21 protein-coding genes are annotated in these 24,089 nt (G+C 73.1%); 9 read left to right on the top strand and 12 right to left on the bottom strand.

The genetic code is table 11. From position 1 onward, the window contains the following. Positions 1 to 4: 4 nt before the first annotated feature. The 6 genes from ABTY59_RS18615 to ABTY59_RS18590 form a co-directional block, all read right to left on the bottom strand. Entirely contained in the window at positions 5 to 1,243 is a 1,239-nt protein-coding gene (locus tag ABTY59_RS18615; RefSeq protein WP_352020046.1) for an NAD(P)/FAD-dependent oxidoreductase, read from the bottom strand. Positions 1,244 to 1,334: 91 nt separating this feature from the next. After that, on the bottom strand, positions 1,335 to 2,324 hold the full coding sequence (locus ABTY59_RS18610; protein WP_352020045.1) for an ABC transporter ATP-binding protein: 990 nt from the start codon (positions 2,322 to 2,324) through the stop codon (positions 1,335 to 1,337). Further along, entirely contained in the window at positions 2,321 to 3,325 is a 1,005-nt protein-coding gene (locus ABTY59_RS18605; protein WP_352020044.1) for an ABC transporter ATP-binding protein, read from the bottom strand. Before ABTY59_RS18605 ends, ABTY59_RS18610 begins: the two co-directional genes overlap by 4 nt. After that, positions 3,325 to 4,311, bottom strand: a complete 987-nt coding sequence (locus ABTY59_RS18600) for an ABC transporter permease (RefSeq protein WP_352020043.1) — start codon at positions 4,309 to 4,311, stop codon at positions 3,325 to 3,327. Before ABTY59_RS18600 ends, ABTY59_RS18605 begins: the two co-directional genes overlap by 1 nt. Beyond that, the gene (locus ABTY59_RS18595) at positions 4,308 to 5,240 is read right to left on the bottom strand and encodes an ABC transporter permease (protein WP_352020042.1); all 933 of its coding nucleotides are present in this window, start codon (positions 5,238 to 5,240) and stop codon (positions 4,308 to 4,310) included. The genes ABTY59_RS18600 and ABTY59_RS18595 overlap by 4 nt, the downstream gene beginning before the upstream one ends. Positions 5,241 to 5,254: 14 nt before the next feature. Then, positions 5,255 to 7,000, bottom strand: a complete 1,746-nt coding sequence (locus ABTY59_RS18590) for an ABC transporter substrate-binding protein (RefSeq protein ID WP_352020041.1) — start codon at positions 6,998 to 7,000, stop codon at positions 5,255 to 5,257. Between the two features lie 216 nt (positions 7,001 to 7,216). Between ABTY59_RS18590 and ABTY59_RS18585 the strand changes: the two genes are divergently transcribed. From ABTY59_RS18585 to ABTY59_RS18565, 5 genes are all read left to right on the top strand, one after another. Further along, on the top strand, positions 7,217 to 8,374 hold the full coding sequence (locus ABTY59_RS18585; RefSeq protein WP_352020040.1) for an NAD(P)/FAD-dependent oxidoreductase: 1,158 nt from the start codon (positions 7,217 to 7,219) through the stop codon (positions 8,372 to 8,374). A gap of 34 nt (positions 8,375 to 8,408) precedes the next feature. After that, positions 8,409 to 8,723 (top strand): (2Fe-2S)-binding protein, encoded by a 315-nt coding sequence (locus ABTY59_RS18580; protein WP_184930662.1) that lies wholly within the window; start codon positions 8,409 to 8,411, stop codon positions 8,721 to 8,723. Next, a complete protein-coding gene (locus ABTY59_RS18575) occupies positions 8,704 to 10,164 on the top strand; it encodes an FAD-dependent oxidoreductase (protein ID WP_352020039.1) in 1,461 nt (486 codons plus the stop codon). Before ABTY59_RS18580 ends, ABTY59_RS18575 begins: the two co-directional genes overlap by 20 nt. A 239-nt stretch (positions 10,165 to 10,403) precedes the next feature. After that, a complete protein-coding gene (locus ABTY59_RS18570; RefSeq protein WP_352020038.1) occupies positions 10,404 to 11,312 on the top strand; it encodes a dihydrodipicolinate synthase family protein in 909 nt (302 codons plus the stop codon). Positions 11,313 to 11,430: 118 nt separating this feature from the next. Beyond that, complete coding sequence (locus ABTY59_RS18565) at positions 11,431 to 12,825, top strand: aldehyde dehydrogenase family protein (protein WP_352020037.1); 1,395 nt, start codon at positions 11,431 to 11,433, stop codon at positions 12,823 to 12,825. 7 nt (positions 12,826 to 12,832) lie between these two features. Here the strand turns inward: ABTY59_RS18565 and ABTY59_RS18560 are convergent, their stop codons facing one another. Both ABTY59_RS18560 and ABTY59_RS18555 read right to left on the bottom strand, forming a co-directional pair. Beyond that, positions 12,833 to 13,939 carry a serine hydrolase domain-containing protein gene (locus tag ABTY59_RS18560; protein ID WP_352020201.1) on the bottom strand — a complete coding sequence of 369 codons (1,107 nt, stop codon included), beginning with the start codon at positions 13,937 to 13,939 and terminating at the stop codon, positions 12,833 to 12,835. A 217-nt stretch (positions 13,940 to 14,156) separates the two neighbouring features. After that, complete coding sequence (locus ABTY59_RS18555) at positions 14,157 to 15,053, bottom strand: alpha/beta hydrolase (RefSeq protein WP_352020036.1); 897 nt, start codon at positions 15,051 to 15,053, stop codon at positions 14,157 to 14,159. Positions 15,054 to 15,171: 118 nt separating this feature from the next. On the opposite strand from ABTY59_RS18555, the gene ABTY59_RS18550 reads away from it, so the two are divergent. Beyond that, a complete protein-coding gene (locus ABTY59_RS18550) occupies positions 15,172 to 16,200 on the top strand; it encodes a helix-turn-helix domain-containing protein (RefSeq protein WP_352020035.1) in 1,029 nt (342 codons plus the stop codon). Positions 16,201 to 16,213: 13 nt separating this feature from the next. On the opposite strand, the gene ABTY59_RS18545 is transcribed toward ABTY59_RS18550, so the two are convergent. From ABTY59_RS18545 to ABTY59_RS18535, 3 genes are all read right to left on the bottom strand, one after another. After that, positions 16,214 to 18,238, bottom strand: a complete 2,025-nt coding sequence (locus tag ABTY59_RS18545; protein ID WP_352020034.1) for an ATP-binding cassette domain-containing protein — start codon at positions 18,236 to 18,238, stop codon at positions 16,214 to 16,216. Positions 18,239 to 18,429: 191 nt separating this feature from the next. Beyond that, positions 18,430 to 18,876, bottom strand: a complete 447-nt coding sequence (locus ABTY59_RS18540) for a MarR family winged helix-turn-helix transcriptional regulator (protein ID WP_352020033.1) — start codon at positions 18,874 to 18,876, stop codon at positions 18,430 to 18,432. After that, a complete protein-coding gene (locus tag ABTY59_RS18535) occupies positions 18,873 to 19,355 on the bottom strand; it encodes a MarR family winged helix-turn-helix transcriptional regulator (RefSeq protein ID WP_352020032.1) in 483 nt (160 codons plus the stop codon). The genes ABTY59_RS18540 and ABTY59_RS18535 overlap by 4 nt, the downstream gene beginning before the upstream one ends. A gap of 396 nt (positions 19,356 to 19,751) precedes the next feature. Here ABTY59_RS18535 and ABTY59_RS18530 point away from each other — a divergent pair, with 396 nt between their 5' ends. The 3 genes from ABTY59_RS18530 to ABTY59_RS18520 all read left to right on the top strand — a co-directional run bounded on the left by ABTY59_RS18530 (position 19,752) and on the right by ABTY59_RS18520 (position 23,434). Then, on the top strand, positions 19,752 to 21,149 hold the full coding sequence (locus ABTY59_RS18530) for an APC family permease (RefSeq protein ID WP_352020031.1): 1,398 nt from the start codon (positions 19,752 to 19,754) through the stop codon (positions 21,147 to 21,149). Positions 21,150 to 21,340: 191 nt separating this feature from the next. Continuing rightward, positions 21,341 to 21,748: a hypothetical protein gene (locus tag ABTY59_RS18525; RefSeq protein ID WP_352020030.1), complete on the top strand. Its 408-nt coding sequence runs from the start codon at positions 21,341 to 21,343 to the stop codon at positions 21,746 to 21,748. A gap of 177 nt (positions 21,749 to 21,925) precedes the next feature. Continuing rightward, complete coding sequence (locus ABTY59_RS18520; RefSeq protein WP_352020029.1) at positions 21,926 to 23,434, top strand: right-handed parallel beta-helix repeat-containing protein; 1,509 nt, start codon at positions 21,926 to 21,928, stop codon at positions 23,432 to 23,434. Positions 23,435 to 23,536: 102 nt separating this feature from the next. Here ABTY59_RS18520 and ABTY59_RS18515 read toward each other — a convergent pair whose 3' ends face one another. Then, complete coding sequence (locus tag ABTY59_RS18515) at positions 23,537 to 23,935, bottom strand: nuclear transport factor 2 family protein (protein ID WP_352020028.1); 399 nt, start codon at positions 23,933 to 23,935, stop codon at positions 23,537 to 23,539. Positions 23,936 to 24,089 lie beyond the last annotated feature (154 nt).

Raw genomic sequence — 24,089 nt, 5'->3', positions numbered from 1 at the left:
CGCCTCAGCGGTGCCTGAGGTTGACGACCGCGGCCCTGGCCACCGCCAGGGGGTTGAGGAACCGCAGCGGGCCGATCAGACGGGACGCGAACAGGTGCATGTGGCGCGCCAGCGCCCCGTCCCGCGCCGCCGCCGAGAACATCAGCCGCTCCATGGGGTTGAACGGCCGCCCCTTGGCGAAGTCGGCGGCCAGGAACTGGTGGCCGCTCAGCCGGCGCCGGTGCCTGCGCGCGTACGCCGCGAGCGAGCGGTCGAGGTCGCCCCCGCCGGTCACGGCCGCGGCGACCGCCTCCGCCAGCCAGTGCGCCGACTGCAGGGCCCACCCGCACCCCACGCCCCACAGGGGATCGCCGGTCAGGGCCGCGTCGCCGACGAGCGCGAGGCCCGGGGCGGTGGCCCTGCGGGTGTGGAGCGGGTAGTCGACCGCGCCGGTGAACTTCGTGACGCGCTCCGCGGAGTCGATCGGCGGCGCGTCGGGCAGGGAGCGGACGAAGTCCAGGAAGCTGCCCTCCAGGTCCTCCCGGAAGGCCGGCAGCCGCTTCTTGTCCGGGAGCACCGCGACGACCGTGATGCCGTCGTCGTTCGGGAACGCGTAGGCCATGTCGGGGACCAGGAACCAGGCGTGACTGATGCCGTCGCGCAGCGGCAGGTTGCGGAAGTGGGCGAGATAGCCGAACCGCGCGTTCTCGTGCCGCCGGGTGGGCACCCCCGCGAGCCGGGCCACCGCCGAGTCCTTGCCGTCGGCACCGACCACCAGACGGGCCCGTATCTCGCGCTCGCCCTCGGGTGTCGACGCCCGCACTCCCACGGTCCGCCCGTCCTCCTGGACGAGACCGGTCACGGTGTGGCCGAGGAGCACGTCGACCCCCGGGGTCTCCGCCGCCCGGCACCTGATCAGCGGGTCGAGGACGCTGCGCCGGACGTTGTAGCCGTAGGGCAACTCGGGGCCGGGTGCCGCGCTCGGCTCGATCCAGCCCCAACGGGTGTACCAGCGCGCCTCGTTGCGGACGGCCCCCGCCTTCTCCAGGGCGGGGGCCAGGCCGAGTTCCGCCAGGATCGGGGTGGCGTTGGCGGTGATCGAATGGGTGCACAGCGCCTTGTACGCCGTGGGGCGCGAGCGGCGTTCGAGGAGCGCCACGCGGGCGCCCCGTCGGGCGAGCAGGATCGCCGCGGCGGAGCCGGCGAGGCTCGCTCCGCCGATGACGACGTCGTAGTCGGGTCCCGCGCTCTCGGGCTCGGTCATGCGCTGTTCGTCCCCCCGTGAGGTGCTGCCATTTCTGTCAGGAACATGAGGACGAGGAACGTGAGCGGTTGTCAAGAGCGCGGGCCGGCCTTCAGCCGCCCACCGGGCCCTCGGGGAAGTGGCAGGCCACCTGCCGGGCCTCGCCCGCGGTGACGGTCCTCAGCGGCGGCGCCTCGGTGCGGCACACCTCCCGCGCCTTGGGGCACCGGGGATGGAACGTGCAGCCCGGCGGGGGAGCGGCCGGGCTCGGCGGATCCCCGAGCAGCGTGATCCGCTCCCGGGCCCGCTCGGCCGCCGGATCGGGCAGGGGCACGGCGGAGAGCAGCGCCCGGGTGTAGGGGTGGGCGGGCGCCGCGTACACCCGCTCCTTCGCGCCGATCTCCACGATCCGGCCGAGGTACATCACGGCGACCCGGTCGCAGACCCGCTTCACCACCGAGAGGTCGTGGGCGACGAAGAGGTAGGCGAGGCCGAGTTCGCGCTGGAGGCGCTCCATGAGGTTGACGATCTGCGCCTGGACGGACACGTCGAGCGCGGACACGGGCTCGTCCGCGACGACCAGCCGGGGTCCGGTGGCCAGCGCCCGGGCGATGCCGATGCGCTGGGCCTGCCCGCCCGAGAACTCGTGTGGATGCCGGTCGATGTGCTCCGGGATGAGCCCCACCAGCTCCATCAGCTCGGCGGCCCGCTTGCGCGCCTCGGCGGCCGAACTCCCCTGGACCAGCAGCGGGTCGGAGATGATCCGGGCGACGGTCTGCCGGGGGTTGAGGGAGGAGTGGGGGTCCTGGAAGACCATCTGGAGCTCGCGGCGGAGCGGCTTCAGTTCTCGCTGGGACAGATGGCTGATGTCCCGTCCGTCGTACGTGACGGAGCCGGCGGTCGGCTCCAGGAGCCGCACGATCATGCGGCCGGTGGTCGACTTCCCGCAGCCGGACTCCCCGACGAGGCCGAGGGTCTCGCCCGCGGCCACGTCGAAGGAGACGCCGTCGACGGCCCGGACGGGCGCCGACCGGGCCCGCCGTCCGGGGAACGTCATCGTCAGGTCCCGGACGCGGAGCAGGGGCGGGGGTGTGGTGGTCATGAGGGAACGCCTTCGTGAGCGGGGAAGTGGCAGGCCGCCGGGTGTCCGTCCGGGCCGCGGAGCGGCGGGCGTTCGGCCGCGCAGCGGGCCCGCTCCTGCTCGGAGCCGGCGGCGGCGCGGGAGCAGCGGGGCGCGAACGCGCAGCCCGGCGCCGGGGCGAGCAGGGAGGGCGGGCTGCCGGGGATCGCCCGGAGCGGCGCGTCGTCCTCGTCGTCGAGCCGGGGCAGCGAGTCGAGCAGGCCCCGGGTGTACGGATGGGCCGGCCGCGCGAACAGCGCGTCCACCGGGGCGTGTTCGGCGGCGCGGCCGCCGTACATCACCAGGACCTCGTGGGCCACCCGGGCGACCACCCCCAGGTCGTGGGTGATCATGACGACGGAGAGGCCCCGGTCCTCCTGGAGGCGGGCGATCAGCTCCAGGATCTGGGCCTGGACGGTGACGTCGAGCGCGGTCGTCGGTTCGTCGGCGATCAGCAGCTCCGGCTCGCAGGCGAGCGCCATCGCGATCATCACGCGCTGGCGCATGCCCCCCGAGAACTGGTGCGGGTACTCGCCGGCCCGGCGGCGGGGCTCGGGGATGCCGACCTCGCCGAGCGCCTCGACGGCCCGCGCGCGGGCCGCCGCGCGACGGGACCCGAAGTGGACCCGGTGGTGCTCGGCGATCTGCTCCCCGACGGTGTAGTACGGATGCAGGCTGGACAGCGGGTCCTGGAAGATCATCGCCATCCTCCGGCCGCGCAGCCGGTTGAGCTCGCGCTCCGGGAGCCCGACCAGTTCGCGGCCCGACAGGCTGACGGAGCCGGAGACCTCGGCGCCCGTGTGGAGGCCCATCACGGCGAGCGAGGTGACGGACTTGCCGGAGCCGGACTCGCCGACGATGCCGAGGGTGCGTCCGGGCGGGACGTCGAAGGAGAGGGCGTCGACGGCCCGGACGGGGCCGTGGCGGGTGGGGAAGGTGACCGTGAGGTCCCGCACCGACAGCAGGGGGGCCTGGTCGGCCATCAGTACCTCACTCGCGGGTCGACGACGGCGTACAGCAGGTCGACGGCCAGGTTGGCGACGACGATGAAGGTGGCGGCGAGCAGCGTGACCCCGAGGATGACGGGCTGGTCCCCGGTGGTCAGGGCGCCGTAGAAGAGACGTCCGACGCCGGGCAGTCCGAAGAGGGACTCGGTGATGACGGCGCCGGCGAGGAGCCCGCCGAGGTCCATGCCGAAGAGGGTGAGGACCGGGGTCATGCCCGCCCGCAGGCCGTGCTTGACGACGACGGTGCGGCGCGGCAGGCCCTTGGCGCGGGCGGTGCGGATGTACGGCTCCGCCATGGACTCGATCATCGAACCGCGGCTCTGCCGGGCGTACATGGCGGCGTAGAGCACGGCGAGGGCCAACCAGGGCAGCAGCAGGTTGGAGGCCCAGGACAGCGGGTCGGAGGTGAAGGGGACGTACTGCGGGTAGGGCAGCAGCCCGGTCAGCCGGATCAGTCCGTAGATGAGCAGCACCGAGGTGAAGTAGACCGGCAGGGAGGCGGCGGCGACCGCGCCGACCATGAGGACCCGGTCGGTGAGGGTGTCCTTGCGGAGCGCGGCGGTCACGCCCGCGGAGAGGCCGAGGACCAGCCACAGCACGGCCGCGCCGACGGCGAGCGAGGCGGAGACCGGCAGCCGGTCGACGAGCAGGTCCCAGACGCCCTCGCTGTTCTCGTACGAGTAGCCGAGGCACGGGAAGTCGCAGCGCAGGGCGTACGGTCCGGTGCCCATGGTGCGGCCGGTGAAGATGCCGGTGACGAAGTCGGCGAACTGGCGCCACAGCGGGGCGTCCAGGCCCATGTGGGCGCGGATCGCCTCCAGGCGTTCGTCGCTGCACGCCTTGCCGCAGGCGGCGGCGGCCGGGTCGGAGGGCAGCACGTAGAAGATGGTGAAGGTGACGGCGGCGATCGCGAGGAGCACGCCGGCGACCCCGAGGAGCCGGCGGCCGAGGTAGAGGATCACGTACGCCCCCCGCGCGGGTCGAGGAGGTCGCGCAGGGCGTCGCCGAGGAGGGTGAACGCCAGCACGGTGAGGAAGAGGCAGAGGCTGGGGACGAGGAAGTACATGGGGTCCGTGTCGTAGTAGGCGACGCTCTCCGCGATCATCTGGCCCCAGGACGGGGTCGGCGGTCGGACGCCGACGCCGAGGTAGCTGAGGGCGGCCTCGGTGGCGATCATGCCGGGGATCATGAGCGTGGTGTACGCGATGACGGGTCCCGCGACGCCCGGGAGGACGTCCCGGGCGAGGATGCGCCAGGGGCCGGAGCCGCCGACGCGGGCCGCGTCGACGTACTCGCGGTGCTTGAGCGAGAGGGTCTGGCCGCGGACGACCCGGGCGACGCCGGGCCAGCCGAAGAGGCCGATGACGAGGATCATCAGGAGCGTGCGGTTGACGTCCCGGGCCACCGACATCATCGCGATCATGAAGATGAGGGAGGGGAAGGACATCGTCAGGTCCATCAGCCGGGACAGGACGGTGTCGGTGCGGCCGCCGAAGTAGCCCGCGGCGATGCCGGCCGTCACCCCCGCCACCACGACGATCGCGGTGGCGGCGAAGGCGATGAGCAGGGACACCTGGGCGCCGTGCACGACCCGGGCGAACAGGTCGCGCCCGGTGATGGGTTCGACGCCGAGCCAGTGCTCGGCGGAGACCCCGCCGAGCGGCCCGATCGGCAGCCCGCCGAGGTAGGGGTCGACGGCGGTCTTGTCGAACTCCTCCGGGCTCCAGCCGCCCAGCGCGCCGATCAGCGGGGCGGCCACGGTCATGAGGGCGAAGAGGGCGACGACGGCGAGGGAGAGCTTGAGGGAGGTGCGGCGGCGCAGTTCCGCGCGGACCAGCCGCCAGGCCCCGCCGCCCCCGTGCACCGGTGGTGCGGTGGTGGTCGTGTTCATGGGAGGGGCGTCCTTCAGTTCGCGCTCTTCGACGGGTCCTTGAGTCCGACCGTCGCGTAGTCGAGCTGGCCGCTCCAGGAGGTGTGCCCGTAGGCGCCGGCGATGTTGGTGCCGACGAGCAGCGAGCGGCGCTTCATGGCGCCGGGAGCGACGGGGGCCTTGGCGAGGATCTGTCCGTCGAGCTCCTGCCACGCCTTGTTGGCCCGGTCGCCGTCGGTCATGGCGGCGATCTCGTCCATCCGCTTCATGGTGGCGTCGTCCTTGAAGAGGGAGTGGTTGCCGGAGTTGCCCTTCACCTTGATGTAGCGGCCGTCGAAGACGAACGGCAGGAAGGTGGTGCCGGAGGGGAAGTCGGGGCACCAGCCGGTGTAGACGAGGTCCGTGCGGTTCTTGGTGTCGCCGATGGTGTCGTAGAAGGCGGACGGGTCGACGGTCTCGAGGGTGACCTTGATGCCGGCCCGGCCCAGGGACTGCTGGATGGCCTCGCCGATGGCCTTGTCGTTGATGCTGACGGTGAGGCGGGTGGAGAGGCCGTCGGCCTTCCCGGCCTCCTTCAGGAGCTGCTTCGCCTTCTCGGGGTCGCCGGACAGCGGGATCTTCAGGGTGTCGGGCTGCTTTCCGCCGGTGAAGAGGAGGCCGGGCATGGCCGCGGTGGAGGCGTCGGTGACGGCGGGGCCGCCGGCGGCGGTGACGATCGCCTCTCGGTCGAGGGCCCACTGCACGGCCTGGCGGACCTTCAGCTCGTCGAAGGGGGCGCGGCCGGTGTGCATCTGGAGCATCTCGGTGCAGCTGCTGGACTCGGCGAGCAGCCGGGCCCGGACGTCGGCCTTGGTGAGCACCTTGGAGATGGACTCGGGGCGGAGCTGGGCCCACGGGACGGCGGAGGCGTCGGTGCCGGAGGAGGCGACCAGCCGGTCGTCGATCTGGTTGCCCTTGAGGCCCATGGTGACGACGATCCGGTCGGGGTAGGCCTTGCGGACGGAGTCGGTCCTCGGGTCCCAGTGGGGGTTGCGGACGAGGACGAGCTGCTTGTCGCGGGCGTACGTCTCGATCTTGTACGGCCCCGAGGAGAACGGGCGGCTGTCGTACTGGGGGCCCTTGTCCTGCTGCCGGGGCACCGGGGCGAAGGTCGGGAGGGTGGCGGCGTAGGGGAACTCGGCGAAAGCGGTGTGGAGTTCGAAGACGATCGTGCGGGCGTCCGGGGTCTTCACGGAGTCGAGGTGCCTGCCCTGGGCCGGGCCCTGGTAGCCCTTGGCGCCGGCGAGGTAGCGGGCCGCGTAGTCGGGGCCGCCGGGCAGGTCGGGGGAGAAGGACCGCTCCACGTTGTACTTGACGTCCTGGGCGGTGACCGGGGTGCCGTCCTCGTACTTCAGGCCCGGCTTGAGGCGGAAGGTCCAGGTCTTGGCGCCGTTGGAGGGGGTTCCGAGGTCCTCGGCGAGGTCGGGGACCAGTTCGCTGCCCTGGGCGCCGGGCCCGGCCTTGTAGGTGACCAGGGTGCGGTAGAGGAGCCGGGTGCCGAAGTCCATGTCGGGCATGACCCAGTTGCGGGCCGGGTCGAGGTGGGTGAAGTCCTGGTTGGACAGCACCGTGAGCGTGCCGCCCTTCTTCGGGGTCCCGCCGACGACCGCGCCGTTGGTGGCGGCGGCGGGGTTCGCGCGGTGCGGGGAGCCCGCGGACGTCCCGCCCCCGGAACAGGCGGTCGCGCCGAGGGCGAGGGTGGTCACCAGGGCGATGGCCACGGTGCGGGTGCGCTGGTTCATGAAGGTCACTCCGGGAGAGCAGCAGTCGGACAGCCGGCGTCGAGAAAGGAGCGGCTGGAATGTGACCGGTAACATAGTAATGTGAAATTGTACTGACAAGGTGTCGGGCGCTCCGTTACTCATCCGTGTCCGGGTGGCGAGGGCGATGACGGCGCGGCAACTGAGAAGCTCCCCGCAGGTCTTGGCAACGTCAGTGCCATGTGAAATATTACTGCCGTGCCCACGAGAAACACCTCGGATGTCATCGTCGTCGGCGCCGGCGTCGTCGGCGCGGCCTGCGCCCACTACGCCGCCCGAGCCGGCCTCTCCGTCACCGTCGTCGACCGCGGTCCCGTCGCCGGCGGGACCACGGGAGCCGGTGAGGGGAACCTCCTGGTCTCCGACAAGGAACCGGGGCCCGAACTCGAACTCGCCCTCATCGCCACCGCGTCGTGGCGGGAGCTCGCCGAACTGCTCCCGCCGCAGGTCGAGTACGAGGCCAAGGGCGGGCTCGTCGTCGCCTCGGACGAGGCGGGCATGAGCGCCCTGCGCGCCTTCGCGGCCCGCCAGGAGAAGGCGGGCGTCACCAGCCGGGAGGTCCCCGGGGACCGGCTCCACGACCTGGAGCCCCACCTCGCACCCACCCTGGCGGGCGGCTTCCTCTATCCCCAGGACGCCCAGGTGATGCCCGCCCACGCCGCGGCCCAGCTCCTGCGGGCCGGCGGCGAACGCGTCCGGCTGCGCCTGGGGGAGGAGGTCACCGGCCTGCTCACCGGATCCGCCGGCGAGATCCGCGGCGTACGGACCACCGCCGGCGAGATCCACGCCCCGAACGTCGTCAACGCCGCCGGGACCTGGGGCGGCGCCCTCGCCGAACTCGCCGGCGTCCACCTGCCCGTACTGCCCCGCAGGGGCTTCGTCCTCGTCACCGAACCCCTCCCGCGCCTGGTCCGCCACAAGGTGTACGCCGCCGACTACGTCGCCGACGTGGCCAGCGGCTCCGCCGCGCTCCAGACCTCGGCGGTCGTCGAGGGCACCCCCGCCGGCCCCGTCCTGATCGGCGCCAGCCGCGAACGGGTCGGCTTCGACCGGACGCTCTCCACCGAGGTCCTGCGCCGGCTCGCCGCCGGGGCCACCGCGCTGTTCCCGGTCCTCGGCACCGTACGGGCCGTCCGCACCTACCTCGGCTTCCGCCCGTACCTGCCCGACCACCTGCCCGCCATCGGCCCCGACCCGAGGGTCCCCGGACTGCTCCACGCCTGCGGCCACGAAGGGGCGGGCATCGGACTCGCCCCCGTCACCGGCCGGATCGTCACCGCCTGCCTGACGGGCGCCGAACCGCCCCTCGACATCCACCCGTTCCGCCCCGAGCGATTCGCCGACACGGCGGCCTGACGGGCACGCACCCACCGTCACGAGAGGAGGGCCCGTGGCCCGCACCCCCGCCGACCTCGTCGGCGCACAGCCCGACCCGCCGTTCGAGATCACCTTCGACGGCCGCCGCGTCACCGCCCTGCCCGGCCAGACCGTCGCCGCCGCCCTCTGGGGCGCCGGCATCCTGGCCTGGCGCACCACCCGGGACGGCGGCCGCCCGCGCGGCGCCTTCTGCGGCATCGGCCAGTGCTACGACTGCCTCGCCACCGTCAACGGCGAACCCAACCGGCGCGCCTGCCTCGTCCCGGCCCGTCCCGGCGACGCGATCACCACCCAGGAGGGACACGGCCATGACCGCCTCACCGTCTGAGCCCGGGGCGCGGCGCGCACCCTACGACCTCGCGGTCGTCGGCGCGGGCTCCGCCGGACTCTCCGGAGCCGTCACGGCCGCCGAACTCGGCCTCTCCGTCGCCCTCCTCGACACCTCCACCCAGACCGGAGGCCAGTTCTACCGCCACCCGGCGCCCGCCCTCGGCGCCGTGCGGCCCGAGGCCCTGCACCACGACTGGTCCGCCTACTCCGACCTGAGGCGACGCCTCACCGGAAGCACCGTCACCCACCTGCCGGGCCACCACGTGTGGTCCACCGTGCGGGAGGGCGACGGGACCTGGGCGGTGCACGCGGTCACCGGGGCGGACGGCGACGCCGAACGGCCGGTACGGATCAGGGCCAGGGCCCTGCTGCTCGCCACCGGCGCGTACGAGCGTCAACTCCCCTTCCCCGGCTGGACCCTGCCGGGCGTCGTCGGCGCCGGAGGGGCCCAGGCCATGCTCAAGTCCGGCCTCGTCCTGCCCGGCCGTCGCGTCGTGGTGGCCGGCAGCGGCCCGCTGCTGCTCGCCGTCGCCACCTCCCTCGCCGCGGCGGGCGCCCGGGTGCCCGCCGTGGTCGAGGCCGCCGGATACCTCCGGTACGCCCGCAGCCCCCGGGCCCTCGCCGCCAACCCGGGGAAGGCGGCGGAGGCCCTGCTGCACGGAGCCGGACTGCTCCGGCACCGGGTGCCGGTCCGGCTGCGCAGCGCGGTCACCGCCGTGCACGGCACCGACCGGGTGGAAGCCGTCACGGTCACCCGACTGGACGCCGACTGGCGCCCCGTACCGGGAACCGGCCGAACCATCGGCTGCGACGCCCTGGCGGTCGGCCACGGCCTGGTGCCCCAGATCGAACTCGCCACCACGGTCGGCTGCGCCACCCGGCCGCTGCCCGACGGCACCCTGGGCCTCGCCCTGGACGAGCACCAGGAGACCTCGGCGCGCGGCCTGTGGGCCGCGGGCGAGACCGGGGGCGTCGGAGGCGCCGAACTCGCCCGCACGGAAGGGGAGCTGGCGGCGCACGCCATCGCCGCACGACTCCTCGGACGGCGCACCGGCACGGGACGCGTCGCCGCACTCCGGCGCCGCCGCGACCGGATGCGCGCCTTCGCCGACGTGATGTCCGCGGCGCACGCCCCGGGCCCGGGCTGGCGGCACTGGCTCACCGACGACACGGACGTGTGCCGCTGCGAGGAGGTCAGTGCCGGCCGCGTGCGGGAGGCGGTCGCCGAGCTCGGCGCACGGGACGCGCGCACCGTCAAGCTCCTCACCCGGGCGGGCATGGGCTGGTGCCAGGGGCGGATGTGCGGCACGGCCGTGGCCTGCCTCGCCGCGGGTGACGGCGCCGCCGAACCGCCCGCGGAGCGGCGTCCGTTCGCCGTCCCGGTGCGGCTCTCGACCCTCGCCGCGCTGGAGGAGGTCCCGGACGTCGATGCCCCCTAGTGCTGTGACCGGAAAGGTTCACCGGGTCGCGACGCCCGGCACGGCACCTCGCCGCGTTGTCGGCCCTCGCGAGTACGTCCCGTACGAGCCGAGGCCCTCCGCCTTGCGATGCACCGCACCGGACGCCGCGACCCGGCAAACCTTCCCGGCCACAGTACTAGCGTCTGAGGGAGAGGCCCACGAGGCCTCTCTTCTTTCCCTCTCTATAAAATGTCACACACTATAGAAAGGTCATCGCCATGACCACCAGCACCTGGAACACCGACCGACCCTGGCGCGGCATCATGGTCGCCACCACCCTCCCCTTCCGCGAGGACCTCTCCGTCGACCACGACGCCTACGCCGAGCACGTCGCCTGGCTGATCGCCAACGGCTGCGACGGCGTCGTCCCCAACGGCTCCCTCGGCGAGTACCAGACCCTCACCGACGCGGAACGCGCCCAGGTCGTCCGTACCGCCGTCGAAGCGGCCGGAGACGGAGCCCGGGTCATGCCCGGCGTCGCCGCCTACGGCAGCGCCGAATCCCGCCGCTGGGCCGAACAGGCCGCCGAGGCCGGCGCCGGCTCCGTCCTCCTCCTGCCGCCCAACACCTACCGCGCCGACCCGGCGGCCGTGCGCGCCCACTACACCGAGGTCGCCGGAGTCGGCATCCCCGTCGTGGCGTACAACAACCCCTTCGACACCAAGGTCGACCTCACCCCCGACCTGCTCGCCCGACTCCACGGCGACGGCAGCATCGTCGCCGTGAAGGAGTTCAGCGGCGACGTCCGCCGCGCCTACGAGATCGCCGAACTCGCCCCGGAACTCGACCTGCTCATCGGAGCCGACGACGTCCTCCTGGAGCTGGCCGTCGCGGGCGCCGTCGGATGGATCGCCGGCTACCCCAACGCCTTCCCGGCGAGCTGCGCCGAGCTCTACCGCGCCGCCGTCGCGGGCGACCTGACGACGGCCCTGCCGCTGTACCGGTCGCTGCACTCGCTGCTGCGCTGGGACTCGAAGACGGAGTTCGTCCAGTCCATCAAGCTCTCCATGGACATCGCCGGCCGCCCCGGCGGTCCCACCCGGCCCCCGCGCCACCCGCTCACCGGCACCGTCGAGGCCGCGGTACGGACCGCCACGGAGAAGGCCGTCGCGAACGGCCACCACTGACACCCGCCCGCGGCCGCCCGCACGCCGACGGCACAGGCCCAGGCCCGCCGTCGGCGTCGCGCGGCGCTCCCCGAGACACCCCTGACCCGGATGACTTCTTCCCCGGAGGCCTCCTCCCGTGAACGACGCCCTTCCCTTCCTCACCTCCCGCAACCCCTCCGATCCCGCCGACGTACTCCTCCGGATCCCCGCGCCCGGCGCCTTCGCGGCCGTCGACGCGGTCGAACGCGCCCGCGCCGCCCAGCCCGGCTGGCAGCTCGCCGGAGCCGCCGCCCGCGCGGCCGCCCTGGGCGCGGTCGCCGACGCCGTCGAGGCCGCGGCCGACGAACTCGCCGGGCTCGCCGTGCGCGAGGTGGGCAAGCCGCTCTCCGAGGCCAGGGCCGAGGTGGCCCGGACCGCCGCGATCTGGCGCTACTACGCCCAGGCCCCCTACCAGCCCACCGGAGCCGTCCACGAGACCGCGGCGGGAGCCGGCCTGCTCCTGAGCCGGCGCCGCCCGCACGGCGTGGCCGGACTCATCACCCCCTGGAACTTCCCCTTCGCCATCCCGGCCTGGAAGGCGGCCCCCGCGCTCGCCACCGGGAACACCGTCGTCCTCAAGCCGGCCCCCGAGGCCACGGCGTGCGCCCAGCGCCTGGCCGAACTCGTGCGCCGGGCCGTACCGGAAGGGGTGTTCACCGTGCTGCCCGGCGGCGCGACCGAGGGCAACGCGCTCGTCTCCGCCGCCGACGTCGTCTCCTTCACCGGCTCCACCCCCGTCGGGCAGGCCGTGGCCCGGGCCGCGACCGCCCGGGGCATCCCGGCGCAGACCGAGATGGGCGGCCTCAACGCGGCGGTCGTCCTGCCCGACGCGGACATCGAGCAGGCCGCGCACCACATCGCCGCCTCCATCGCCGGGTACGCGGGGCAGAAGTGCACCGCCACCAGCCGGGTCATCGCGGTCGGCGCCGCCCTCGACCCGCTGCGCGACGCCCTCGCCGAGGCGCTGAGGGCCCTCCCCGTCGGCGACCCCGCCGACCCGGCCACGGTGTGCGGACCGCTCATCCACGAGGGCGCACGCGATCGCGTGCTCGACGCGTGCCGCGGCCTGTCCACGCTCGCGGGCGGCACGCCGCTGGACGGGCCCGGCTGGTACGCCGCCCCGACCCTGGTGGAGAAGGTGTCGCCGGGTCACCGGCTGCTGCGCGAGGAGGTCTTCGGGCCGGTCGCGTCCCTGCTGGCCGCCGACGACCTCGCCCACGCGGTCCGGATCACCAACTCCGTCCCGTACGGCCTGGTCACCTCGGTCCACACGGCCGACCTGAACGCCGCCCTGACCGGCCTCGACCTCCTCGACACCGGCATGATCCGGATCAACGCCCCCTCCACCGGAGTCGACTTCCACCTGCCGTTCGGCGGATCCAAGGCCTCCAGCCACGGGCCGCGCGAACAGGGCGCGGCGGGCCTGGAGTTCTACACCTCGGGCCGGACGTACACCCTGGCACCGGCGGGACCGGCGGCCGGCGGGGCCTGACCCCCGGTTACGGAACGACCGCGTGGTCCGTGGCGGTCCCCCCGCACATCGCCCGCCCGTACAGCTCCTTCAGGGCGCCGTCGATGGGGTGGGGCTGCGGCTTCCCCGAGGCGTCCGGCCTGTTCCACCGGATGAGGTTGACCGCCACGGACATCTGCCGCCCGCCGTCGGCACGGGTCAGCGACATCGTCCCCGCTCCCCAGACGGTGCCGTCGTGACCCCAGAAGGTGCCGCACGGGGCCTCGACCCGGTGCAGTCCCAGGCCGTACTGGATCATCGACCCGTCCAGGGCGCGGACCGGGATGGTGCGCTGCATCTCCGCCAGCGAGGAACGGCCGACGATCCGGCCGTCGAGCAGCAGGCGGTAGAAGCGGTTCAGGTCCTCCATCGTCGACACCAGCGCGGCGCCCGTCCCCGCCCAGGACATGTCGTACACGCTGTAGTCGCGCGGCGGGTCGATCAGGCCGTAGAACGACTCGTACAGCCGCGCGTGGGGCCCGTCGATCCGGGGCCCCTTCGGGAACCCGGTGTGCCGCAGTCCGGCCCGCTCGATCACATGGCGGGTGATGTACTCCTCGGCCGGGAGACCCGTCACCTCCTCCAGGAGCTCGCCCAGGATCAGCCAGTTGGTGTTGGAGTAGACGCCCGTCGGCCCGCCGGGCTCCCCGGTGGGTGGCGCCGCGAGCCCCATCGCGATCAGCTCGGCCGGACGGAACCTCCGGAACCGGTTGTCGTCGAGGCTCTCGGTCGAGACGTCGGGAAGCGAGGGAAAGGCCCGGAGCGACGGGAACGCGTAGGGGAGGTAGTCGGGGATTCCGCTGGTGTTGTGGAGGAGCATCCGGACCGTGATCCTCCGGCCCCGTTCGCCCGGCACGAGCTCCGGCAGATAGTCACCGATCGGCGCGTCGAGCCCGATCCGTCCCCGCTCCACCTGCTGCATCACGGCTGCGGCGGTGAACGTCTTGGTGACGCTGCCGACGCGGTGCAGCAGGTCCGGCCTGACGGGACGGCCGGTCGCGACGTCGGCGACGCCCGAGGCCCCGCGCCACGTCCGCCCGCCGGCCCGCACCTCGGCGAACACCCCGGGCACGCCCGCGCGGTGGACGGCGTCCAGTGCGGAGCGGAGCTCCGCCGCCTCCGCGCCGGCGGAGGAACGGGCGGTCGGAGCGGGGAGGGATCCCCGGCCGCCGGGCGAGGCCGACGCGGTGATGACGCCCGTGCAGACGGCGAGGGCGGCGACGCCTCCCACCAGTGCGAGTCGCTTCTTCAAGACTTCGGTCCTTTCGAGTCGGGACGCACGATCGACGTCGTGCGGAGGGACGGGGTGTGGTTCAGTCGGCGAGGGCACGGCGCAGCACGGCGCCCAGTTCGGCGTTCTGCCGCTGCGAGACCTCGGCCGACAGGAGCGCCTGCGAGCCGTGGAACGTCCCCGGCCACTGGTGCAGCTCCACGGACACCCCCGCCTGGAGGAGACGTACGGCGTAGGCGATGTCCTCGTCGCGGTTCGGGCAGAACTCGGCGGAGGCGACGTACGCCGGAGGAAGGCCCGACAGGTCACCGGCCCGCGCGGGAGCGGCGTACGCCGTGGCGGGCCGGGAGCCCAGATAGTGCTGCCACGAGGCGACCGCCTTGCCCCGGTGGAACCAGGGCGTGTCCGTGAAGTTCCGCGCCGACCACGTGTCGAGCCGGTCGTCGAGACCCGCCTGGTTGAGCAGTTGGAAACGGATCGGCGGCCCCTGCTCGTCACGCGACCGCAGTGCCGTCGCGGCCGCCAGCCCGCCACCGGCGCTGTGGCCGCCGACCGCGATCCGCTCCGGGTCGACACCCAGCTCGGCCGCGTGCGCGGCCGTCCACTCCAGCACGGCGTACGCGTCGTCCAGGGCGGCCGGGAACGGATGCTCGGGCGCCAGCCGGTAGCCGACCGAGATCACCACCGCGCCGGAGCTCTCCGCGATGCGGGCGGCCCACGGGTGCTCCGTGTCCACGTCCCCCATCACGAATCCGCCGCCGTGCATCCAGATCACGGCCGCCCGCGCTCCGCGCGGCCGGTAGATCCTCACCGGCACGTCCGGTTCGGCGGGCACGAGACGGTCCTCGACCTCCATGCCGGGGGTGTCCGGCGCCGGCACGGAGGCAGCGAGACCCGCGAAGTGCGCACGGGCGGCGACCGGGTCGGACAGGTCGGTCTTCGGGAAGAACGGTATGAACGCTTCGAGTTCGGGATCCATGACGACCATCCTGCGGGCGAGCCCCCTACGGGTCATCCGACACCCGTCGCGCGTCCCGCCCCCGTCCCGCACCGAACGGCGCGCGCCCGGCCGCCCCTCCGTCTGCGATCCTTCTGCCATGGAGGCACTGGCCGTACGGCTGTCAGGACTCGATCCGTACGTCGACGGCGCGATGCGCATCGTCGCGTTCTACGACACCCTGATGCGCCGCCGCGTCGACCTCCCCGCGCTCGCCCGCGCCTCGGCGGGCCTGGCCGAGTGCGTCGCGGGAGTACGGCTCCACGGCACCGGCCGCCCGACCCGGGTCTCGCCGCACGGCACCCCGGCGTCCACCCCTCCCGCGCCCGCCTCCCTGGAAGTGGCGATCACCCTCGACGACGAGGAGATCGGCACGGTCTGGCTGGAGCGCTGCGGCCCGCCCAACCCGCTCGACGAGGTCCTCCTCGACCGGTTCGCCCTCGCCGCCGCGGCCGCCGCCGAACGCTACGGACCCGCCCGCACCACCATGGCCGACCCGGCCCTCGTCGAACTGGCCATCAGCTCCGACAGCGACGACGCCGCCCGGGCCCGGGCGCTCCGTCTCCTGGGCTTCCCGCCGGGCCTTCCCGTCCACGTCGTCGCCGTACGCGCACCCCTTCCGCTCGACCGACTCGGCTCCCTGGTGTGCCCGGCCCGCCCGGTGAAGGCGGCCCCGCTCGCCGACGTGGGCGTCATCCTGGCGACCACCGTGGACCGTACGCAGTTCCCCGCGGGAGTACGGGCGGGCATCGGCGCAGACGAGAGCCCCGACCGCTCCTGGCACCAGGCCCGCACGGCCCTCCGCTTCACCACCCCGCGCCAGCCCGTCGTCCACCACGGCGACCTCGGCGCCCTGGCCCTCCTGGCGGACATCCCCGAGGAGGCCGTACGGGACAACCCCGACGTGGCCGCCCTCGACCGCCTGTCCCCGGAGGACCTGGAGACCCTGGACACCTACTGCGCCACGGCGTCCGTCCGTCGCGCGGCCGAACTCCTCCACCTCCACCACAGCAGCATCGCCCGCCGCCTGGACCAGATCGGCAGGACGCTCGCCCTGGACCTCACCACCCCGACGGGCCTCACCCGCGCCCGCCTCGCCCTCACCACCCGGCGACTGCTCGCCGGCTGAGCCGCCACCGCTGTCAGGCCGGCGTGTCCTCCGGGGCGGTCCTCGGGGCGGCGGGGCCCGGCTGGCCGGGGACCACGGGGGCCAGGAACTGGCGGGCCTGGAGGTCGTACGCCTCCCGGAAGGCGCCGGTGCCCCGGGACGGGTCCATGAGGTCCTCGAACGTGCCGTGCTCGACGACCCGGCCCCCCTCCAGGACGTAGATGAGGTCGGCGTGGCGGACGCTGTGGAGGCGGTGCGTGATCAGGACGGTGGTCTGGCCCGTACCGGCGAGCCGGTGGATCTGGTCGAAGACCCGCTGCTCGGCCACCGGGTCCAGGGCGCTCGTCGGCTCGTCGACGACCAGGACGAGGCCGTCGCGGTACCTGGCCCGCGCCAGGCCGACCTTCTGCCACTGCCCTCCGGAGATCTCCTGACCGCCCTGATAGCCGCGGGCCAGCAGCGTGTCCAGGCCCCGGGGCAGCTTCGCGACGACGTCGTCGGCCCCCGCGTACGCGGCCGCCGCGTCGACGGCACGGTCGTCGATCGCCGCGCCGGGCCGGCCGATCCCGATGTTCACCCTGGCGGTGAACGGCCAGCGGTGGAAGTTCTGGGCGACCATCGCGACCCGGGAGAAGATCCGGGCCCGGCAGGCCTCGGCGGCGTCCACGTCGCCCCACATCACCCGGCCCGACTGGGGCAGATGGAGACCGCACAGGAGCTTGGACACCGTGGTCTTGCCCGAACCGTTCGCGCCCACCAGCGCCACGGTCCTGCCGCGCGGGATGACCAGGTCCACCTCCCGCAACGAGGGCTCCTCGGCGCCCTGGTAGGAGAAGGTGACCTTCTCGAACCGGATCGCGTCGAAGTCCTCCGGCACGTCCACGCCCGTCTCCGGGATCGCCCGCCGCTCCGCCTCGGCGCAGAGCCGCTCCAGGTCGGCGACGAAGAGGGACTCCTCCTGGATGTCGGTGACCCGCAGCACCAGGTCGGTGATGCTCGCCGACCCGGCCCGGATGGCGAGGACCGCGGTGCCGCCGACCGCGAGGGCCATCTGGCCGTGCCACAGGAGCAGTCCCAGGACCGCGTACGCGGCGACCGTGGCCAGGCCGCGGGCCCCGTCCGCGAAGAGCCCCGTGCGCGCTCCGATCCACGCGAGCCGGGTCTGTTCGCGCTCGCTGGTCTCCGCCATGCCCCGGAAGTGCTCCAGGAGGAACGGCCCCACGTCATGGACCCTGACCTCCCCCGCCGCCTGCTGGTCGATCAGGAGGCGGCTGAGCAGCTGCGCCGCGCGCGCGTGCTGGACGAACCGGTGCCAGCTCTCGTACCGGGCCCGCGCCATCGTCAGGGAGCCCCAGGCGCTCGGCAGCGCCATCGCGGCCAACAGCGGCAGCAGCGCCACGTGCAGGACGGTCAGCACGCCGGCGGCCGCGACGAGGGAGATCGCCGAGGCGACCACCGCCGTGCAGTAGCCGACCATCCGGCGGGCGCCGTCGGCGCCCCACTGCGCGGAGTCCATCAGCTTGTGGAAGGCGTCGTCCTCGATCGCGTCCATCTCCACGCGCGCGACGAGCCCCAGGTACCGCTCGGTGGCGACCCGTTGGACCTTCGGTTCCAGAATCCCCGTGGAGGCGGTCGACGCCGACCGCAGCAGCGAGGAGACCACCGCCATCACCGAGACGAACACCAGCGACGGCAGGGCGGCCCGCAGCCGGTCGACGAGCTCTCCCGACGCCAGCAGCTCGGCGAGCAGCGCGTTCACCGCCACCAGGGAGAACGCCTGGGCCACGCCCCGGCCGATCTCGCCGACCGCCACCGTGTACAGCGCGCGACGGTCGGCCTGCCTGGCCAGCCGCGCGGCGATCGCGACCTGGCGGGGGAAGCTCAGGGCCATGTTCCACATGCCCAGCTTCACCCAGGTCCCGCGGTGCTGGCTCCAGCCCTGGTCGTAGGCGAGTTCCCCGCCGAACAGCAGCCGCTCGGACGCCGAGACGGTGTCGGGCGGGGGGACGGTCGTCTTCGTGGCGTCGGACGGGGTGCCGTCCGTGGTGGTGGGGCGCATGGCGTTCTCCGGGAGCCGGGGTCGGGCTGTCGGAGGGCTCAACGACGGGGCCGGGCCGGTCGAACACATGTGTTTCGGACGGTGCCCGCACCCCGTGGCAGAGCGAAAGCCCGTTCGTGCCCGGTGCATCGACCCTTGCGCCGGACGGGTCGTGCCCCGGCACGGGCGTGGCCGAAACGCCGACGAGCAGCTCAGGCCTTCGCCAGTTCGGCGTTCGCGCGGGCGGTGAGCAGGGTCAGCACGCGGCCCGCGACCGCCAGGTCCTCGGCCGGGATGTCGGCGTACAGGCGGCCCGAGATCGCGGCGGTCTCCGCCGTGGTGGTCTCGTACAGCTCCCGCCCGGCGTCCGTCAGTCGCAGCCGGGAGGCGTCCGCCGGGTCCTCCTCCAGGAGCCCCGTCGCCGTGAGCCCGTCGATCACGCCGCGCACGGCCGGCTCGCCGGTCTTCAGCGAGCCGACGACGTCGGCGACGAGCCCGTCCCGGCCGACGGAGTCGCCCGCCACCGCGACGGCCCGCAGCGTCACGCTCTGCTCGAAGGTGGCGCCGTGGCGGGTGAGCACGCCCTCCAGGAGGGCGCGGGCGGAGTAGTGCGCCAGGGCGATGACCCGGCCGTTGGTGGTGGGTGCGGTGGTGGTCATGACTGCTCCTCGGTGTGGTCGGCGGGCGGATCGAGAGGTGCGTCGAGCAGGGTCGCGAGCTCCTGGGCGAACTGGCGGGCACGCGGGCTGTCCTGCCCCCCGAGCGGCTCCAGCATCCGGTCCAGGAGCCCCTGGACCACCCCGATCGCGCGGCGCGTGACGTCCAGCCCCTGCTCGGTGAGCGACAGCTGCATGGCGCGCGGGTCGGCCGGGTCCCTGGTGCGGGCGACGAGTCCGGACGCCTCCAGCGCTCGGGCGAGCTTGGAGACGTACAGCGGTTCGAGCCCGGTGTGGTCGGCCAGCTGTCGCTGGCTCGGCCGCAGGTCCGAGCGCGCCATGCCGTACAAGGAGCCCATCAGCGCGTACTGCGCGTGGGTCAGACCCAGCGGCGCGACCGCCCGGTCGACGGCCACCCGCCACTTCATCGACAGGCGCCAGACGAGGAACCCCGCCGTGGCGCTCTCAGCTGCTGCGTTCACGAGAGATACAGTACATGGCTACTATGTACATGGCTACTATTTCTCGCCCATCGAGCACGGGCGGGCCGTCGGGTTCCGGGTGATCCGTCCGGGGTTCCGGCGGATCGCCCGGTGTTCCGGAATGTGGAGCGGCGGTAAAGCGCGGGAAAAGTCCTCCCGCGCCGACTGCGGTTCCCGCACGGAGCGTTTCCGCCGTCTTGACGCGTCCTTGACGTCGCAGCGCCCCTCCCGGGCGTGTCGGAACAACGGATTCCGCAGCGGGAGGGCCATTGACCTGTGGTTCTGCTCACGCTTCCATTCAGCCCGGGAGCCCACCGGACCAACTGATCACCAGCCGCCTCGGAGGCGATACCGCTCCCGCCCAGATCTACCGCTCGCATCGATCGGAACCGCCTGATGACCGACACCCTCAGCGCACCGCACGCGTTGGCCCCTCCGACCGGCCCCGTGCCGCAGAAGCTCAAGCGTTCCATCGGTGTCGTGGGCGGCACCCTGCTCACGCTCTCCTGCGTGACGCCCGCCTCCACTCTCTTCGTGGTCGTCCCGGACCTGTTCGACGGGGTCGGCACGTACGCGGCCCTGACCATCGCGATCGGCTCGCTGCTCTGTATCGGCGTGGCGTTCTGCTACTCCGAGCTGGGCACCCTGATCCCCAGCGCGGGCGGCGAGTACGCCATCGTCTCCACCCTGTCGGGCCGGCTCGCCGGCTGGCTGGTGTTCGTGCTGTCCCTGCTGGTGGTGATGATCGTGCCCCCGGTCATCGCCATGGGGACCGCCGACTACCTCGCGCCCCTGGTCCACATCCCCGCCCCGATCGCCGGTGCGGGCGTCATGCTCCTCGCCACTCTCGCGGGCCTCCTCGACCTGCGCGCCAACGCCTGGATCACCGGCATCTTCCTCGTCCTGGAGGTGATCGCCGCCGGCCTCGTCGCGATCCTCGGCTTCGCCCACTCCGAGCGGGGTGTCGGCGCCCTCGTCCACGGCCAGGTCGCCGCGGAGGGCGGTACGCACTCGCTCGTCACCGGCGCCATGGTCGTCTCCGGCCTCGCCATCGCCCTCTTCATCACCCAGGGCTTCTCTACGGCCGTCTACCTGTCCGAGGAGCTGGAGAACCCCCGCCGCAACGTGGCCCGCACCGTGCTCGCCACCCTCGCCATCTCGACCGCCGTCATCCTGGTGCCCGTCATCGCGATCACCCTGGGCGCCGGCGACCTGGAGACCCTGACCGGCGGCGACATCAGCGGCATGATCGCCGCCTGGTCCAACTCCGCCGTCGGCACCTTCATCAGCCTCTGCGTGGCGCTGGCCATCATCAACGCCGGCATCGTGATGGTCATCCAGAACTCCCGGGTGCTCTTCGCGTCGGCCCGTGACAAGGCCTGGCCCGAGCCCGTCAACAACGCCCTGTCCCGCCTGGGCCGCTTCGGCTCCCCGTGGGTGGCCACCCTCGTCGTGGGCGTGCCGGGCGCCGCCCTGTGCTTCGTCAACCTCGACACCCTGTACGGCGTCACCGGCGTCTCGGTCACCGGCATGTACCTGCTGGTCGCCGTGGCGGCCCTGTTCAGCCGTCGCGGCGCGCACCGCGAGGTGCCCGCGTGGCGCATGCCGCTGTGGCCGGCCGTCCCGGTGGTCCTGATCGGCGTGCTCGCCTACGTCCTGTACATGCAGGACGTCCAGTACCTGCTGTGGACCGGCGGCATCACGGCGGTGGCGACCCTGTACTGGGTGCTGTACCTGCGGCCGCGCAAGGACACCCGCTGGCTGGTCAGCATCCCCGAGGACGAGCAGGCCTGAACGGGCCGGCACCATCCCGCGCGAGGGCCGGGGCGCTTCACGGCGCCCCGGCCCTCGGGCGTTCCCCGGGCGGCGCGCCGCGTGCCGTGCGGGCCGGAGGACGCCGGGCGATCACTCCGTACGGGGGGAGGACGGGGGCTCCCGCGTGTCGTGCCGGGCGCCATGGGCAGCGGAAACGTATCTGTGCATGCATGACCGCTGACATGGAACACCTGTTGAACGTACGCCTGTGCGAGCGCTTCGGGGACGTGGCCGACTGGACCGAGGTCACCTCCCTGACCGCCTCCCATCTCCGGGTCGTCGTCTCGGCGTTGGGTCCCGAGGACGCCTTGGCCTTCCTGACGGCCGCGCGTCGGGCCCTCGACGAGGAGGAATCCCGGGCAGGAACGATTCACCTTGGCTTCGGGGCCCACCTCTGGACCCACCTCGAAGAGGTCTCCTGGGGGGCGTCCGCCCTCGCCAGGGCGTCGGCCTGGGACGCGATGCTGACCATGCACCGCCTTTCCGTCCTGGCCTCCGACCCAGGGTTCGGCTCCCATCTCGACAGCGCCCTGGACGCCTGCCGGCTCCGCCTGGTCCCGGCCGCCGCCGGGCTCTGACCGGACCTCTCCCGGGGCCGTCACCGCAGGGGTCGGCCCCGGACGTGCCGGGGCTGTCGGGATCGACCAATCATCCATCCCCTGAGCGAAATTCGATCATTCGACCCTTCTCCATTGACTCGATCACCGGTCGCACCTAGCTTCTGGCCGCACCCGACCGCCAGAAAGGTTTGCGCCATGACCGACAGAGCCCTTCCCGGGCGCCGGTCGATGGGCCGTGCGCTCATCGCCGCCGTCCTCGCGTTCAGCGGCACCGCCGCCCTCCCCGGCGCACCCGCCGCCGCCGCGGGGAGCGTCACCCACGTGGACTGCTCACGGCCGGCCGCCGGGGACGGCAGCCAGGCCGCGCCGTTCAACAGCATCGTGCAGGCCAACGGAAGGACGTACGGGCCCGGTGACACGCTCGCCTTCGCCGCGGGCAGCACCTGCACCGGGTCCCTCGCCCCGCAGGGCAGCGGCACCGCCACCGCCCCCGTCGTCCTCACCGCCTACGGCTCCGGCGCCCTGCCCGTGATCGACGGCGGCGGCGCCCCGAACGTGATCTCCCTGACCAACCAGGACCACTGGCGGATCAGCGGCCTCAAGCTCACCAACCCCGCGGCCACCCTGGCCCGCCGCACCGGCCTGCGGATCTCCGCCACCGACGGAACGGCGCACCGCGGCTTCGACATCGGCGGCCTCGTCATCGACCGCGTGGCCGGCCAGACCAGCAAGAACAGCCCGACCACCGAGGACTTCGTCCAGTCCGCCGGCATCGTCACGGGGGCGAGCGGGACGAACTCGACCCTGCACGACGTCCACGTCCACGACAACCGGATCAGCAACACGGGCGGCGGCGGCCTCAAGATCCGCGTCGGCGCCATGGCCGTCAAGGGCACCGGAGTGCTCATCGAGAACAACACCGTCAAGGACGTCGGCGGCGACGGCATCATCGCCAGCTACGCGGACGCCCCCATGATCCAGTACAACAACGCCTCCGGCGTCGGCAACGGCGTCTATCCGTTCTCCGGCGGCAACTTCGCCGGCATCTGGGTGCTCGGGGACCACAACCCCACGATCCAGAAGAACGCCGTGTACGACACCACGCGGATGTCGGTCGCCGACAGCCAGGCGTTCGACTGCGACTGGGGCAACACCGGGACCTGCACGATCCAGTACAACTTCAGCCGCGACAACATCGGCGGCTTCTTCCTGGACTGCGACGGGTGCGGCACCATCGGCGGTGCCCAGCAGGTCATCCGCTACAACATCTCCGAGAACGACTGCCGCATGAGCAGCGTCAGCGCCGGACGCTCCGCGCTGCACATGTACAACAACGTCCTCTACTGCACGGACAAGAAGTTCAGCATCACGCTCCCCGACGAGAGCGTCGTCGAGAACAACATCTGGGTGGGGACGACCGACTCGCGCCTTCCCACGGCGGCGGGGATCTCCTGGCTGTGGAACGTCTTCCAGGGCGTGCCCCGGCCGACCGCCAACGGCATCGCCGGCGACCCGCAGTTCGTGAGCCCGGGCACGGGCGGCGACTCGATCCACTCCGCCGACGGCTACAAGCTCCGCGCCACGTCCCCCGCCCTGAACAACGGCTCCGTGGTCAGCGGCAACGGGGGCCGCGACTACTGGGCGAACCCGGTGAGCGCGACCACGAAGCCGCACCGGGGCGCGTACAACGGCCCGGGACTGTAGCCCCTACGGCGGCCACCTCCGGAGCCCCTACGACAGCGCCACCTCCACAGCTCCTACGATGCCGAGGCCCGAGGACGGGCGGGGACCGTCCTCGGGCCTCGGTCATGGCGCCACGTGGTGGTAACGGGTGCACGCGAGGACCAGGCCGTCGTCCGCGATCGTGAACACGTCGACGAAGCGCAGGTCCTGCCCGTCGGTGCCCGGGACCACGCGGCGCCCCGTCGCCACCACGCCGCGGTCCTGGCCCATGACCCGGTCGATCTCGTAGCGGGCGCCGGGCAGGGTGCGCCCGAAGTGCGTGTGGAGGACCGCGGCGCGCCCGTGGAACGCAGGCAGCCCCGGCAGTTCGAGGACCACGCCGTCGTGCAGCAGGGAGGCGCACGCGTCCAGGTCACCGGCGTCGAGGTAGTCGTAGACCAGGCGGACGTGGTCGATTCCCGCGGCGGTGACCAGATCGGCCGGTCCCGGCGAGCCGGTGCTCGTTTCTTCTTGGCGGTTCAACGGCTGAGCCCCTTTCACTCTCGGCCAGGAGTCTGGGGGGAGTCGCCAACTCCACGTTATCCCCCCTCTATCTCCGACCGGGATCTTCACGGCATGGACAGGGCGGGGGTGGTTGTGGAGACTGTCCTCACTCGGACCTGACGTGTCAACTCGT

It is taken from the genome of Streptomyces sp. NPDC096079 (assembly GCF_040303145.1).
GTDB lineage: Bacteria > Actinomycetota > Actinomycetes > Streptomycetales > Streptomycetaceae > Streptomyces.
The sequence above is the reverse complement of the archived record's forward strand: the minus strand, read 5'-3'. Positions and strand labels throughout refer to the sequence as shown.